The sequence below is a fragment of the Mesorhizobium sp. WSM4904 genome (assembly GCF_029674545.1).
In the GTDB taxonomy this organism is placed as follows: Bacteria; Pseudomonadota; Alphaproteobacteria; order Rhizobiales; family Rhizobiaceae; genus Mesorhizobium.
The window spans coordinates 178,147-191,581 of record NZ_CP121354.1 but is presented as its reverse complement, the minus strand read 5'-3'; the positions used below and the strand labels follow the sequence as shown (position 1 = coordinate 191,581).

Sequence of the window (13,435 nt, the reverse complement as noted above, 5' to 3'; positions counted from 1 at the left end):
GCGCCACCCGCCAGATCGTCGCCTCGCTGATCGCAGCGATCTTTACTCAGCCTCGCTTGGCAAGCTTGCGCCAAAATCTCCATGCCTTGCGGCATCGTTGGCGTGAGCCACCGCGAAAACGCAAATTTCAAGCCATGCCAAAGCTATCTTAGCGCATATGCCCACAAGGGGGGGAGATCGGCAGCTTCGCTGTCGCTACAGCAGCCCGGCCTGTTCCGCCTCGCGGCGCAGATTCTGGCGTGGCCGCGGGCCGATCTGCTGGATCACCAGCCCGGCCGCCAGCGAGCCGAGATCGCCGCAATCCTGGAGACTGCGCCCGGTCGTGTAGCCGTAGAGGAAGCCGGCGGCATAAAGGTCGCCCGCGCCGGTCGTGTCGACCAGTTCCTTGATCTTCGTCGCCTCGATGGTCACGGTCTCGTCGCCGCGCACGATCACCGAACCCTTTTCCGAGCGAGTGACGGCGGCGATCTTGCAGTCCTTGCGTATCGCCGCCAGCGCGTCCTCGAACGAAGAGGTCTGGTAGAGCGACTTGATCTCGTGGCTGTTGGCGAAAACGATATCGACCGTGCCCGACCGCATCAGTTCGAGGAACTCGTCGCGGTAGCGGTCGACGCAGAAGGAATCCGACAGCGTCATCGACACTTCGCGCCCGGCCGCATGCGCCAGCCTCGCGGTCTGCCGGATCGCCTCCTTGGCGCGCGGCGGATCCCACAGATAACCCTCGAAATAGGTGACCTTGGCGCCCGCGGCCTTGTCGGCCTCGACGTCTTCCGGTCCGAGCTCGACGCAGGCACCGAGATAGGTGTTCATCGAGCGCTCGCCGTCGGGCGTGACGAAGATCATCGAGCGCGCCGTCGGCGGCTCGCCCTTGAGCGGCTTGGTGTCGAAGGCCACGCCTTGGGCGTGGATATCGTGGGTGTAGATGTCGCCGAGCGCATCGTTCGACACCTTGCCGAAGAAGGCGGCGCGGCCGCCGAAGCTCGCCACGCCCGCCGCCGTGTTGCCGGCGCTGCCGCCCGAAGCCTCGATCGCCGGTCCCATGCGGGCATAGAGCAGCTCGGCGCGCCTGGTGTCGATGAGGTTCATCGCGCCCTTGATGATGCCGTTGGTTTCGAGAAAGGCCTCGTCGCACTGCGCGATGATGTCGACAATGGCATTGCCGATGCAAAGCACGTCATATTTCGGCATCAATGTCTCCGCCAACACCCACCGGCTTTCTGCCCCACCGGCTTTCTGCCATGCCGGCCGGGCGCGGGTCTAGCGGCTTGCAGCCACTTTGCCTACCCCGAAAATTGGCGTCGCTTTGCGTCGTGCCGATCTGGCCGCGATTGTTCGCCGGCTGCGGCAGCGTTCGCGTCGAACTGGCTCATAACAGATGCGTGGCTCGCAGCTATGGTTTCACCGTCATCGAAACGGGTCCGCCGCGCCGTAAGCTAGAAGCGGATGGTTTCCGGCAACAGGCTGAAGGCGCGAACCACAAATGTCCGAAAAGACCGGGATGACCACCGAACTGGCGCTGCTGGCCATGCTGGCGGTATTGTGGGGTGCCTCCTACACTTTCATCAAGATCGGCGTCGAGACCATCCCGCCGGTGACCTTCATCGCCGGCCGCACGTTGATCGCGGGCGCCATTCTGCTTGGCCTCATCCGCTGGCGCGGCCTCGCCATGCCTCGGGATGCGGTGAACTGGCGCCGCTTCATGTTCCAGGCCTGCCTCAACAGCGTCATTCCTTTCACGCTGATCGCCGCTGCCGAACGCTCGATCGACGCCGGCCTTGCTACCATCCTCAACGCCACGTCGCCGATCTTCACATTTTTGTTGACCGCGCTGATCACGCGTCACGAGCCGGTGACGCTGCGCAAGCTGGTCGGCGTCGGTGCCGGCATCGCCGGTATTTGCCTCATCGTCGGCACCGAGGCGCTTGGCGGTCTCGGCCATCAGCTCTGGGCGCAGCTTGCCGTCATCGCGGCTACCGTCAGCTATGCGGGCGCCGCCATTTTCGGGCGCAATTTCAGGGGGCTCGACCCGATGGTGCCGGCTGCCGGCTCGATGATCTGCGGCGCCGCGATCCTGATTCCCTTGAGCCTCGTCTTCGACCGGCCCTGGGCATTGACGCCATCGACGGCGTCGATCCTGGCGCTCTTCGGGCTTTCGATCTTCTCGACCGCGCTCGCCTTCTCGATCTTCTTCCGGCTCATCCACACGCTGGGCTCGGTCGGCACCACCTCGCAGGCCTATCTGCGCGTGCCGATCGGCGTCGGCATCGGCGCCGTCTTTCTCGGCGAAAGCCTCGGGCCAACGGCCTGGCTTGGCATGGCCTTTGTCGTCGTCGGCGTCGCCGCCATGACCATTCCGGCTCGTCAGATCAGGCTTGCGCGGTAGTTGCGCTGGGCGACAACCCCGCCTATCTCGGCAACGTCGTTCCTCGATAGGGGCCTGGACCTGCCGTGATCCTAGACGCTGCCCGCGCCGCCGCCAGCCGGCTGTTCTCGCCCGAATTCCGCTCCGTCTTCCTGAAGACGCTCGGATTGACCTTGCTGGCCCTGGTGGCGCTGTGGTTCGGCATCGAGAGCGTGCTCGAGTGGCTGGCCTGGCCGTGGCTGCAGACATTTGTGCCCGGGCTGCCCGCCTGGGCCGGCTGGCTCGGCGCCATCATCGCCGGCATCGCCCTGGCGGCCGGGATGGCGCTGCTCATCGCGCCGGTGACGGCAATCATTGCCGGCCTGTTCCTCGACGATGTCGCCGAGGTGGTCGAGCGCACCGATTACCCGAGCGATCCGTCCGGCCGCCCCGTCCCGGCGCTGCACGCGCTGGTGCTGGCAGTCAAATTCTTCGGCGTCGTCATCATCGGCAACGTCGTCGCCCTGCTGCTGCTCCTGGTGCCGGGCATCAACATCGCCGCCTTCTTCATCGTCAACGGCTATCTGCTCGGGCGCGAGTTCTTCGAATTCGCCGCCATGCGCTTCCGCCCCGAGGCCGAGGCCAAGGCGCTGCGCCGCAAATATGCCGGCACGGTGTTCCTGGCTGGACTGGTCATCGCCGTCTTCCTTGCCGTGCCGCTGCTCAACCTTTTGACGCCGCTCTTTGCCGCCGCCATGATGGTGCATCTGCACAAGGCTGTGTCCGCCCGCGAACTGGTCTGACCTATTCGGCACCACCCTCGCGAAACAGCGCCTGCAGCTTGCCGAACGGCATGGCCGCGCGGGTAAAATCGAAAGTGCCGTCCTGCTGGATTTCGCGCGCCGCCGTTTCCAGCATGCCATAGGCGAAGTTCGTCAGCCACGGTCCAAGCGAGATGCGTTTGACGCCGGCCATGGCAAGGTCGGCGACGGTGAAGCCGGGCCGCGCCATGATGTTGACCGGCTTGGTCACCGCCGAACACACGGTCCGCACCGTGTCGACGTCGCCCAGGCCCGGCGCATAGAGCACGTCCGCGCCCGCCTTCTCGAAGGCCTGCAGCCGCTTGATCGTGTCGTCGAGATCGGTCTTGCCCCACAGGAAGTTTTCGGCCCGCGCGGTGAAGACGAAATCGTGCTTGAGCGCCCGGGCGGCCTCGACGGCCGCGGCGACGCGTTCGACGGCATGCGAGAACTCATAGATCGGGTTGTCGGGGTCGCCGGTATGGTCCTCGATCGAGCAGCCGGCAAGGCCGGCTGCCTCGGCCGCGAAGATGGTTTCGGCCGCCTGCTCGGGGCTGTCGCCCTTGCCGCGTTCGAGGTCGGCCGAAACCGGCAGCTCGGTCGCCGCCGTCACCTCGCGGCAATGGTGGATCATGGCCTCGAACGTCACGGCGCCGTCAGGCAGGCCGCGCGAGAAGGCGAAACCGGCGCTGGTCGTGGCCAGCGCCTTGAAGCCGAAAGAGGTCAGAAGCTTCGTCGTGCCGACATCCCAGGGATTGGGCATGACGAAAGTCGAGGCATGCAGATCGCGAAAAATCTTGCCCTTGTCCATGGCGCTCCTCAATCATGAGAGGGGATTGTAGGGGGAATTTATCGCGGCCCGCCGGCCCGGGCAAACGAATGCGGTTGGTTCAGAAGCGTTCGGCGTTCTCTGCTGCCAATTTCTCGAAGGCGTCTGAATCCTTCGCATAACGCGACTTGGCCTTGTCCCAACGATAGGTGACCGAGATGTCGCGCGAGGCGGCTTCGGGCGGCGGCTCCTCGCAGTTTTCGCCGCTCGGCACGGTGGCATCGGTCACCGTCGCCCTGATCGCCGCGTAGGGCTTTTCGTCACCGGGCGTCTGGAAGGACAGGTCCTGCGTGCGCCTGTAGGCACAGACATTCTCGTCGAACGTGTCGATCTGATCGATCGGCTCGAAACGGTCGTCACGGACCACGACCAGGATCGTGCTGACATAACCCTGGTTCGAATTGAAATGCGTGCTCATGGTGATGAGCGCGTCGTCGCCGGGACCGAGCGCGAGCTTGCCGGGATCGCGAAAATAGCTGCTCTGGTCGGTTCCGACATTGACCGCGTCGAGCAGTCTCGGCTTGCCTGAAAGATCGTAGAGCGCCAGCACCGCAAATCCTTCGGCGCTGTCTTGCGCCTGCCCGAGGTCGAAAAGCATGGTCAGCCGCTCCCTGCCGCCGGCCTTGATGGAAAGAACGGCGGCGTTCGGCAGGTTGATGGTCTCGGGTGGCGAGCCGCCCTCGTCGCCGCCGAGTATGTGGCGCATCTCGATCGGCGCGCTTCCCTTGTAGAAACCGTCATCGCCGGCGGCGAGATCGGGGACGATCATCCTGGCAAGGTCGAGATAGGTGACGTCCTGATGGCCGGGAATGGCACTGTTCAGCTCCGGAAAGCTGACCGCTTGCGCGTCCGCCGCCATCCACAGGCACGGCAGCAGCATGCACGCAAGCACGAGACGGGATAATACGGAAGTCATGGAAAGCGCCCCCTCGAAGGCGCTCACGCTAGAGCAATTCCAGGAAAAGTGTGTAACGGTTTTCCGTCCGGAATTGCGTAAAAAGAAGCAATTCCAGGAAAAGTGTGAAGCGGTTTTCCGTCCGGAATTGCGTAAAAAGAAATAGCTGGAGCAAGCTCGGCGTTTCCGTGAAACGATGAGCTGCTCTGGCACGGAGTTTCGCGGCGCGCAGCTGGAACGCGATCAGGGAATTGGCACCATGTCCGCCAGTTCGCGCATGTCGTCGAAGAGGATGCCGCCGGCCGCGGCCAGGCCGTCTGGGTCGGAGAATGGATCCGCATGATAGGAGAACACGCGCATGCCGGCGGCAATGCCGGCCTGCGTGCCGGCGACGCTGTCCTCGATGACGATGCAGCCGGCCGGCGCGAAGCCCATCGTCTTGGCGGCATGAAGGAACAGGTCGGGGAACGGCTTGCCGCGTCCGACCATGGTGGAGGAGAACATGGCGTGCTTGAACAGCGGCAAAAGTCCGGTCTGGCCGAGCGTGATATGCATCTTCGAGACCCGCGCCGATGAAGCCACGCAATAAGCGATGCCGGCGGCGCTTACCTTGTCGATGAAGTCGCGGACGTGAGGGATCGCCTCGACGCCGTGCGCGAACAGGTCCGGCAGGCCGGCATTCCAGCGCTCGACGAAGTCGGCACCGAGCCTGACCTCGGTCGCCGCTTCGATCTCCTTCTGCACCGAGACCATGCTGCGGCCGGAAAAGTGCTTGCGGCAATATTCGAATGTGGTTTGAAAGCCGGCCTCGGAAAGCCATTCCGCGAGGCGTTTGTTGGCAAGGTTCTCGGTGTCGACCAGAACCCCGTCGCAGTCGAAGATGACCAGCTCTGGAAGGGGCCTGAACATCAGGCCGTGCCGGTCGACCCGAACCCGCCGGCCCCACGCGTCGTGCCGCCGGCGAGCGCGCGCTCCTCGCTGGCGACCTGCGTCACCGCGGCGAACACGATCTGGGCGATGCGCATGCCGCGCGTCACGGCGAAATCCTCGTCGCCGAGGTTGATCAGCAGCACCTTCACCTCGCCGCGATAGTCGCTGTCGATGGTGCCGGGCGTGTTGAGGACGGTCAGGCCATGCTTGAAGGCGAGGCCGGAACGAGGCCGCACCTGGCCTTCCATGCCTTCAGGGATTTCCAGGATCAGCCCGGTCGGCACCAGCGCGCGTTTTCCCGGCAGGATGAGCAGCGGCCGGTCTTCAGGCACCGCGGCGCGCAGATCCATGCCGGCCGCGCCCGTGCTTTCATAGGCAGGCAACGGCAGGCCTTCGCCGTGCGGAAGCCTGACGAAACCGACGGTGGGGCCGATGACGGAGGAAGGATAGACAGCGGTGCGCATGAACCCATTCCTATCGTCGCGAATGGCGATTCGGTCAACTCGGCGGCAAGCCTATCAACGGCTTTCTTTGAGCGACGGTTCCGCCGGTTTCAGCGCAGCTCCACCGGAACCACCGTCGTCTCCTTGATCTCCTCCATGACGAAGGAAGCCGACACATCCGACAGCGGCACCTTGGCGATCAGCCGCTGGTAGAGCCGGTCATAGGCTTTGACGTCGGCAACTCTGGCCCTCAGCACATAGTCGAGGTCGCCGGACATCCGGTAGACGCCGGTGATCTCGGCAAAGCCGGTCGCTGCCGCGCGGAACTTCTGCAGCCAGTCCGGGTCGTGGTTGGAGGTACGGATCAGGATGAACACCGAAAGGCCGAGCCCAAGCTTGTCAGCATCGACGAGCGCCACGCGCCCGGTGATGACGCCGTCCTCCTCCAGCCGCTTGACGCGACGCCAGCAGGCGTTGCGCGACAGCGCCACGCGCTCCGACAGCTGGTCGACGGAAAGCGTGCCGTCGCGCTGCAGCTCCGCCAGCAATCTTCGATCAATTGCATCGAGTTCAAAGGGCATCTTGGGATAAATGTCCCAAAAATGGCTTTAACACAAGGACAATTTGAGACCTGTGAACCTGCGACCCATGGCAGGCTGCTCGGCATCGGGGCTTATCCCGGCAGGAGGGATCACCATGATGACACGGCTCACAGCGCTCTTCACGTCACACCCGGCCAAGGTGGGCGAGACCTATTTCGGCCACATGGCCTTTGCCGCCTGGTTCTGTTCCCGCCTGTCGATGGCCGCAGGCGCCGCGTTCGTTCACGCTTTCTTGCCATTTCTGTTCGAAACTACCGCGAGCCGAATCGTTCGCGAGCTCTATGAGCGCACGCACAACAGAGGCGCGCATGCGGTGAAGGAGCCGGCGAGGACTCTCATGGACCGCGCCTGATAGATGGTGGAATGCGATGTGCCGGTGGGCGGCCTATCTCGGTGAAGCGGTCTTCCTGGAAGACATCATCACCGCGCCCTGCCACTCGCTGATCGTCCAAAGCCACTGCGCCCAGGAGGCGAAGTCGCCGACCAATGGCGACGGCTTCGGCCTTGCCTGGTATGGCGACCGGCTTGAGCCCGGCATTTATCGCGACATCCTGCCTGCCTGGTCCGATCCCAACCTGAAGAGCCTATGCCGGCAGATCAAGTCCGGCCTCTTCCTCGCCCATGTCCGTGCATCGACCGGCGGCGCCACCAGCCGCATGAATTGCCATCCCTTCGTCTCCGGGCGCTGGTCATTCATGCATAACGGCTAGATCGGCGGCTTTGAAAAGATCCGCCGCGCGCTGGAGAATTCGCTCTCCGACGAAGTCTTCGACCAGCGCGAAGGGACGACCGATTCCGAACTCTTTTTTCTCCTGATGATCGACGAGGGTCTGTCCAACGACCCGCAAGGCGCGGTGTCGCGCGCTACCAGCCGCGTGTTGGACTCCTCGCGCCGCGCCGGCATCGAGCCGTCCCTGAAACTGACCGCCGCTTTTTCCGACGGGCAGGCGCTCCACGCCGTGCGCTACGCCACCGACGGCCACGCGCCGACGCTCTACACCGGCGCCTTCGCCAGAGGCGCCGGCCGCTGCATCGTCTCGGAACCGTTCGACCGCGAAGGCGGCGAGTGGCAGGCGATCCCGCCGTCAAGCTTCGTCACCATGACAACGGACGGCACCAGCGTTCGGCCGTTTGCGCCTGCCACGTCCCAATTGGCCCTGGCCGGCTGACTTCAGGCAAATGATCAGCGAAACATAAGCGCAGTGTAAGGACGCCAAACCGTCCTCCTGTCATCTGTGGCGCCCGACGAGCGGCGAATGGGTTCATTCGCGCGCTCGAAAAGCGCGTGAACAGAAGGATGACAGGACAATGTGCAGATGGGCCGCCTATCTTGGCGACGCGATCTTCCTGGAAGACGTCATCGCCGCACCGCCGCATTCTTTGATCGTTCAGAGTCATGGTGCGAAGGAAGCGAAATCGCCGACCAATGCCGATGGCTTTGGCGTGGCCTGGTATGGCGACCGGCCGGAGCCCGGCCTTTACCGCGACATCCTGCCGGCCTGGTCGGATCCCAATCTGAAGAGCCTTGGCAGCCAGATAAAATCCGGGCTGTTCCTGGCTCACGTGCGCGCCTCGACCGGCGGCGCCACCAGCCGCATGAACTGCCACCCCTTCGTCTCCGGCCCCTGGTCGTTCATGCACAACGGCCAGATCGGCGGCTTCGAGAAGATTCGCCGTGCCTTGGAGCATTCGCTTTCCGATGCGTTGTTCGACCAGCTCGAAGGGACCACCGATTCCGAATTGTTCTTCCGGCTGATGCTGGGCGAGGGGCTCTCGAACGATCCTTATGGCGCGGTGTCGCGTGCTGCCGCTCATGTGCTGGAGGCTTCGCGCCGCGCCGGCATCGAGCCGTCGCTGAAACTGACCGCCGCCTTCAGTAACGGAAGGGCGCTTCACGCCGTCCGCTACACCACCGACGATCATGCCCCGACGCTCTACACCGCTGCCTTCGCCAAGCGTACGGGCCGCTGCATCGTCTCCGAACCTTTCGACCGCGATGGCCGCACCTGGCACGAGATCCCGCAATCGACCTTTGTCACCATGACCAGGGACAGCACCAGCATCAGGCCTTTTGCGCCTGCGGCTTCCCGGTTCGCGCTGGCGGGCTGAAACGACTGGCGCGAGCGCAATTTCGATCAAGCGTCTCGATCCTCTGGATGCTGAACTCGGCTTGAAGCCACATCGAAGTCCGCCATGTTTGATGGCGGCGCGCAGCCAGCCGGAGCACTGGTCATGGACCTCGCCTTCTCATCCGTCACCGAACTCGCGGCGATGATCGCCGAGCGCAAAATCTCGGCAGTCGAGGCGCTCGACGCGCACCTCGCTCAAGTCGATCGGCACAACGAGGCAGTCAACGCCGTCGTCATCCTCGACCGCGACGAGGCCCGTGAGCGCGCCAGTCGGGCCGATGCGGCACTGGCGCACGGCGACACGCACGGCCCGCTGCATGGCGTGCCGTTCACCTTGAAGGACGCGCACGAGACGGCGGGCATAAGGACCACCGCCGGCTTCCCGCCCTTTGCCGATTATGTGTTGGGGAGCGACAGTCCCGTCGTCGCCCGGTTGAAAGCCGCCGGCGGCGTGCTCACGGCCAAAACCAATGTCGCCACCATGCTGGGCGACTGGCAATCGGACAATCCGCTGTTCGGCCGCACCAACAATCCATGGGCCCTCGATCGCACGGCGGGCGGCTCCAGCGGCGGTGCTGCTGCAGCCGTCGCTGCGGGCATGACGCCCTTCGAGATCGGCACCGACATGCAGGATTCCATCCGCCTGCCGGCCGCCTTTTGCGGCGTCTATGGCCTGAAGCCGACCGAGCACCGCGTTTCGCTGGAGGGTGCCTTTCCCGATCCGGGCGGCGTTCCGCGCAGCGTCCGCTTGATGTCCTGTGCTGGGCCGATTGCTCGCAATCTTGAGGACCTGGCGCTGATCTATCGGATCATTGCTGGACCTGACGGAGCCGACACCGATCTGGCGCCGGTGCCGGTTGATCCGGTGCCGAGGCTCGAGCTGAAATCGCTGCGCATAGCCTTCGCCAGCACCTTCCCCGGCCTTCCGGTGGCGGCGGAGATCGGCGCCGCGGTCGAAAGACTGGCTGCCGCGCTGGCGTCCGCCGGTGCACGCGTCGAGGAAGCAAGTCTGCCGAAGCTCGACCTGCACGACGATCTCGCCGAGGGCGGCAAGCTGATCGGCATGATGCTGGAGGCCGCTCAGCCGGAACCGCCGGCTGAGCCGACCCCGGTATCGAGTTGGTTCGTGGCGCTTGCCCGTCGCGACCGGTCGATCCTTGCCTGGGAACGCTTTTTCGAAAGCTGCGACGCCTTGCTCTGCCCGGCCGCGATGACCACGGCCTTTGCGCACTGCAAGCCAGGCAGCCCGCTCGAGGTCGACGGCAAGGACGAGAGCTACTGGATGCTGCCGGCCTATGGCGCGGTCTTCAACTATTCAGGCCACCCGGCGCTCGCATTCCCCTGCGGACAGGACGGCGATGGCTTGCCCATCGGTCTGCAGCTCCTCGGCAAGCGCTGGTCGGAAGCGCGGCTGCTCGGCGTCGCCGCAGCGATCGCGCCGTTGGCTGGTGGGTTTCGCCGGCCGCCGGGCTACTGAGCGAAACGCGACAGTGCATAGGGCGCGAGCAGCGCATCGCGCTCGCCGTCGAGGATTTCGCGGGCTGCAAACAGGCCGACCGCCGGCGCCAGCGTGATGCCGGAATGGGTGACGGCGATGTAGATGCCGCCGACGCCGTCGGCGCGGCTGACGATCGGAAAGCCGTCGGCCGGGGTGGGGCGGTAGCCGACAGTGTGGAAATCGAGCTCCAGCCCGTCAGCGCTGCGCAGCATGGCTTTCGTCGCTTCGAAAAGCTCGCGCGCGGTGGCTTCCGGATCCTCACCCGGATCGCCGCCGCCGAAATCCGAGCCGGCGACGATGCGTCCCTCGGCCGTCTGGCGCATATGCAGCGTCTCGGCCAGCACCAGCCCGTTGAGCAATTTCTTGTAGGGGCGCGAATGGACGATCAGGCCCGGCGGCGTCTCGATCGGCAGCTTTATGCCGGCCGTTGCTGCAATGGCCGGCGCGCCGGCGCCTGCGGCGACCACCACTTCGTCGGCGGTGATGGTTTCACCCGAAACGACGACGCCGGTGACTTTGCTGCCGGACAGCGCCAGCGTTTGGACGGTCCCCGTGACGATCCGGGCGCCGCGCCGCTCGGTATCCGCCAGTAGTGCCTTTGTGGCCGCCATCGGCTCGGCCACGCCTTCCTCGGCAACGTAGAGGGCGAAATCGGGAAGCTCAGCCAGATTGGGCTCGATGCGCGCCGCCTGGTCGCGGCCGACCCGCTCGATGCCGTAGCCCCAGGACGAATGCTCGGCCGCAAAGGCTTCGAGCCTGTCCACCGGCAGGTCCCAGCACAGGCCGCCGCACCAGGCGAGCGGAATAGCCGGCACATCTCCCGCCAGCCGCGTCCACTCGGCCATGGCGCGGGTGCGCAGGCGGAAATAGGTCTCGGGGTTGCCCCAGCTTGCATTGATCCAGGCGAAGGAATTCGGCGTTGCCACACCGCCCGCGCCACTTGTCGAAACGACCGTTACTCGCGCTCCTGCCTTTGTCAGATGCCACGCAACCGATGCGCCGATGATGCCGGCGCCGATGACGATGACTTGTTTTGCGCTGTTCATGCTGGACCTTCGGGGGAGATTTTCCCCGTCATGCCACCACGCTGGCCGGACCTCAAGCGCGAAGCGCCTACGCGCTGCCCGCGGCCACCTTCTGCGCCCCGGAAAGCAGGTCCTTGAGCTCTTCGCAGCGCCGCATGAGCCGTGAGGAGTCGACCTTCCTCGCAACCGCCAACGCGGTGCCGAGCTCCAGCTCGGCGCCGGTGCGATCGCCAAGCTGAATGAGCAGCGCCGCGAGCGAAAGCCTGGCGTCGGCGACATTGATCGGCGAGCCGATTTCGCTCCAGCGCGAGCATGCGGTCTGCAGTTCCCGAACGGCCTCGGCGAGGCGTTCTTCCTGTATGAAAAGCTCTGCCTTGGCCTCGGCGGTCAGCGCCCGGACGGAGGCCATCGGCCAGCGCTGCGGCTGGGTCTCCAGCTCGGCTATGACCTCCTTTGCGCGCTCCAGTCGGCCGATCCGCGCTGCCACTTTTGCCAGAGTGGCGAGCACGAGGCCGCGTCGCTGCAGAGTCGGCCAGCCGTTCCCGACCAGAGACCGCTCCAGCGCGCTGAAGGCGGCCTCCGCGTGCCCCTGCTCGAGCTGCAGCAGCGCAAGGCCGGGCTGCGGGTCCCAGCCCGCGGCATGGGACGCGCGATAGGCGATCTCCGCCTCGGCAAAATCGCCGGCCGCGAGATGAATGTCACCCAGGACGCGCAGCGCGTCACCTGTCGCCCAAGGCGCATCGAGCGCAAGCTGGTCGAGCGCAGCGCGTACCAGTGCCTCGGCCTCCTTCAACGTGCCGTGGACGCCGAGCACCTCGGCGCGATGCAGCCGGCATGAGCCCGACAGGTCTTCCAGCCCGTGTCCCTTGCACCAGCCTTCGTAGCCAAGCGTCCATTGGTTGGCCCTCGACCAGTCGCCGAAATTCCGGCAGGCCCACAGAATGTTGCAGTAGAGGATGCCACCGACGATCGGATCCACGTCGCTGGAAAGACCGAGCGCGGCGGCAAGATCCTGATCTTCCTGGCCGGATTTGGTTTCACCGAGGCAAAGCTTGAAGAAGCCGCGATAGATCAGCCCGAGCGACTCCACGACCGGGTCCTCGAGCTGTCTGCCGACCTCGAACGCCTGATCGGCGAGTGCAAGCGCCTGCTCGGGCTCGGCTTCCGCACCCATGATCCGCGCGCCCATCCAGCACCACAGTCCGTGCTCCCTGCTATCGGCCGAGGTATTAATCAGCTGTGCGGCGCGCTTGTGCCAGCCCTTGGCGACCGCGAGTTCACCTCTTTCCAGATGGATTTTGGCGAGGCTGATTGCCGGGGACGCGGCACGCAGCCGCTCGCCAGCGACGCCGTATTCCGTCACCGCCCGCGCCAGGAGTGGTATGGCTTCGGCCGGCCGCCCCATGCATTCCAGCGCCAATGCCCACTCTTCGAGATCGGCCGTCAGCAACTCGTCGGCAGCATCCGCCTTGGCGAAGGAAGCAGCGGCGTCCTGCCATTTTCTGGCTGCGACGGCCGTGCGTGCCGCCAGGATTGGTGAGCCGGGACGCGATGGCTTGCTGCCGGTATCGGCCGGCCCATTTTCCGAAACAGGCGGCTGATCGAGGCAAATGCGGTAGCCGAAGCGGGGCAGGTTGCGCAGCGCCGCCTCCATGCCGCCCTGCCGAAGGATGCCGCGCGCAAGGCTTGCCACGCGCTGCAACGAAGCCTCGGTCACCGTCACGCCCGGCCACAGCGTTTCAAGCAACTCGTCCTTGCTCATGGCCCGGTCCTGGTGCCGTAGCAGAACGGCAAGGAAATCGAAGACCAGGGGCTGTACCTCGATCTCGCGCCCGGCGAGACGAAGGGCGCGGGAGTCCTCGTTAAGCTCGAAGTCGCCGAAGCAATAAATTCCCATCGGCTGTAATCCCTGTAAACGGCAATAGGCAAAGGATCAGAACAAG

At 65.1% G+C, this 13,435-nt stretch carries 14 protein-coding genes and 1 pseudogene; 7 read left to right on the top strand and 8 right to left on the bottom strand.

Annotation, left to right across the window (positions count from 1 at the left end):
- Positions 1-195: 195 nt before the first annotated feature.
- Positions 196-1,188, bottom strand: a complete 993-nt coding sequence (locus QAZ47_RS00900) for an adenosine kinase (RefSeq protein WP_278205077.1) — start codon at positions 1,186-1,188, stop codon at positions 196-198.
- 292 nt (positions 1,189-1,480) lie between these two features.
- Here QAZ47_RS00900 and QAZ47_RS00895 point away from each other — a divergent pair, with 292 nt between their 5' ends.
- Positions 1,481-2,383, top strand: a complete 903-nt coding sequence (locus QAZ47_RS00895) for an EamA family transporter (RefSeq protein WP_278232170.1) — start codon at positions 1,481-1,483, stop codon at positions 2,381-2,383.
- Between the two features lie 65 nt (positions 2,384-2,448).
- Positions 2,449-3,144: a sulfate transporter family protein gene (locus QAZ47_RS00890; RefSeq protein WP_278232169.1), complete on the top strand. Its 696-nt coding sequence runs from the start codon at positions 2,449-2,451 to the stop codon at positions 3,142-3,144.
- A gap of 1 nt (position 3,145) precedes the next feature.
- Here QAZ47_RS00890 and QAZ47_RS00885 read toward each other — a convergent pair whose 3' ends face one another.
- Together QAZ47_RS00885 and QAZ47_RS00880 are read right to left on the bottom strand one after the other, a co-directional pair.
- Positions 3,146-3,952, bottom strand: coding sequence for an oxaloacetate decarboxylase (locus QAZ47_RS00885; protein WP_278232168.1), 807 nt, complete (start codon positions 3,950-3,952; stop codon positions 3,146-3,148).
- Positions 3,953-4,031: 79 nt separating this feature from the next.
- Positions 4,032-4,886, bottom strand: coding sequence for a hypothetical protein (locus QAZ47_RS00880; RefSeq protein ID WP_278232167.1), 855 nt, complete (start codon positions 4,884-4,886; stop codon positions 4,032-4,034).
- Here QAZ47_RS00880 and QAZ47_RS00875 point away from each other — a divergent pair.
- A complete protein-coding gene (locus tag QAZ47_RS00875; RefSeq protein ID WP_278232166.1) occupies positions 4,885-5,031 on the top strand; it encodes a hypothetical protein in 147 nt (48 codons plus the stop codon). The two genes, QAZ47_RS00880 and QAZ47_RS00875, sit on opposite strands and share 2 nt — an antisense overlap.
- A gap of 77 nt (positions 5,032-5,108) precedes the next feature.
- Here QAZ47_RS00875 and QAZ47_RS00870 read toward each other — a convergent pair whose 3' ends face one another.
- The 3 genes from QAZ47_RS00870 to QAZ47_RS00860 all read right to left on the bottom strand — a co-directional run bounded on the left by QAZ47_RS00870 (position 5,109) and on the right by QAZ47_RS00860 (position 6,819).
- Positions 5,109-5,774, bottom strand: a complete 666-nt coding sequence (locus QAZ47_RS00870; protein WP_278232165.1) for an HAD family phosphatase — start codon at positions 5,772-5,774, stop codon at positions 5,109-5,111.
- Positions 5,774-6,259: a dUTP diphosphatase gene (gene dut / locus QAZ47_RS00865; RefSeq protein ID WP_278205070.1), complete on the bottom strand. Its 486-nt coding sequence runs from the start codon at positions 6,257-6,259 to the stop codon at positions 5,774-5,776. The genes QAZ47_RS00870 and dut overlap by 1 nt, the downstream gene beginning before the upstream one ends.
- An 89-nt stretch (positions 6,260-6,348) precedes the next feature.
- The gene (locus QAZ47_RS00860; RefSeq protein ID WP_278232164.1) at positions 6,349-6,819 is read right to left on the bottom strand and encodes an Lrp/AsnC family transcriptional regulator; all 471 of its coding nucleotides are present in this window, start codon (positions 6,817-6,819) and stop codon (positions 6,349-6,351) included.
- A 115-nt stretch (positions 6,820-6,934) separates the two neighbouring features.
- On the opposite strand from QAZ47_RS00860, the gene QAZ47_RS00855 reads away from it, so the two are divergent.
- From QAZ47_RS00855 to QAZ47_RS00840, 4 genes and pseudogenes are all read left to right on the top strand, one after another.
- A complete protein-coding gene (locus QAZ47_RS00855) occupies positions 6,935-7,192 on the top strand; it encodes a DUF6356 family protein (protein WP_278077340.1) in 258 nt (85 codons plus the stop codon).
- Positions 7,193-7,208: 16 nt separating this feature from the next.
- Positions 7,209-8,009, top strand: a pseudogene (locus QAZ47_RS00850) (class II glutamine amidotransferase).
- A 139-nt stretch (positions 8,010-8,148) separates the two neighbouring features.
- The gene (locus tag QAZ47_RS00845) at positions 8,149-8,949 is read left to right on the top strand and encodes a class II glutamine amidotransferase (protein WP_278232163.1); all 801 of its coding nucleotides are present in this window, start codon (positions 8,149-8,151) and stop codon (positions 8,947-8,949) included.
- 123 nt (positions 8,950-9,072) lie between these two features.
- On the top strand, positions 9,073-10,446 hold the full coding sequence (locus QAZ47_RS00840; protein WP_278233745.1) for an amidase: 1,374 nt from the start codon (positions 9,073-9,075) through the stop codon (positions 10,444-10,446).
- Here QAZ47_RS00840 and QAZ47_RS00835 read toward each other — a convergent pair.
- Together QAZ47_RS00835 and QAZ47_RS00830 are read right to left on the bottom strand one after the other, a co-directional pair.
- Positions 10,440-11,513, bottom strand: coding sequence for an FAD-binding oxidoreductase (locus QAZ47_RS00835; protein WP_278205062.1), 1,074 nt, complete (start codon positions 11,511-11,513; stop codon positions 10,440-10,442). The two genes, QAZ47_RS00840 and QAZ47_RS00835, sit on opposite strands and share 7 nt — an antisense overlap.
- A 67-nt stretch (positions 11,514-11,580) precedes the next feature.
- Complete coding sequence (locus tag QAZ47_RS00830) at positions 11,581-13,389, bottom strand: winged helix-turn-helix domain-containing protein (RefSeq protein WP_278232162.1); 1,809 nt, start codon at positions 13,387-13,389, stop codon at positions 11,581-11,583.
- Between the last annotated feature and the right edge of the window lie 46 nt (positions 13,390-13,435).

Bases quoted from the DNA above. Each gene is read 5' to 3' on its own strand.
- QAZ47_RS00900 (WP_278205077.1), bottom strand. From the start codon at position 1,188: ATGCCGAAATATGACGTGCTTTGCATCGGCAATGCCATTGTCGACATC.
- QAZ47_RS00870 (WP_278232165.1), bottom strand. From the start codon at position 5,774: ATGTTCAGGCCCCTTCCAGAGCTGGTCATCTTCGACTGCGACGGGGTT.
- QAZ47_RS00855 (WP_278077340.1), top strand. From the start codon at position 6,935: ATGATGACACGGCTCACAGCGCTCTTCACGTCACACCCGGCCAAGGTG.
- QAZ47_RS00845 (WP_278232163.1), top strand. From the start codon at position 8,149: ATGTGCAGATGGGCCGCCTATCTTGGCGACGCGATCTTCCTGGAAGAC.
- QAZ47_RS00840 (WP_278233745.1), top strand. From the start codon at position 9,073: ATGGACCTCGCCTTCTCATCCGTCACCGAACTCGCGGCGATGATCGCC.
- QAZ47_RS00875 (WP_278232166.1), top strand. From the start codon at position 4,885: ATGGAAAGCGCCCCCTCGAAGGCGCTCACGCTAGAGCAATTCCAGGAA.
- QAZ47_RS00895 (WP_278232170.1), top strand. From the start codon at position 1,481: ATGTCCGAAAAGACCGGGATGACCACCGAACTGGCGCTGCTGGCCATG.
- QAZ47_RS00885 (WP_278232168.1), bottom strand. From the start codon at position 3,952: ATGGACAAGGGCAAGATTTTTCGCGATCTGCATGCCTCGACTTTCGTC.
- QAZ47_RS00860 (WP_278232164.1), bottom strand. From the start codon at position 6,819: ATGCCCTTTGAACTCGATGCAATTGATCGAAGATTGCTGGCGGAGCTG.
- dut (WP_278205070.1), bottom strand. From the start codon at position 6,259: ATGCGCACCGCTGTCTATCCTTCCTCCGTCATCGGCCCCACCGTCGGT.
- QAZ47_RS00835 (WP_278205062.1), bottom strand. From the start codon at position 11,513: ATGAACAGCGCAAAACAAGTCATCGTCATCGGCGCCGGCATCATCGGC.
- QAZ47_RS00880 (WP_278232167.1), bottom strand. From the start codon at position 4,886: ATGACTTCCGTATTATCCCGTCTCGTGCTTGCGTGCATGCTGCTGCCG.
- QAZ47_RS00830 (WP_278232162.1), bottom strand. From the start codon at position 13,389: ATGGGAATTTATTGCTTCGGCGACTTCGAGCTTAACGAGGACTCCCGC.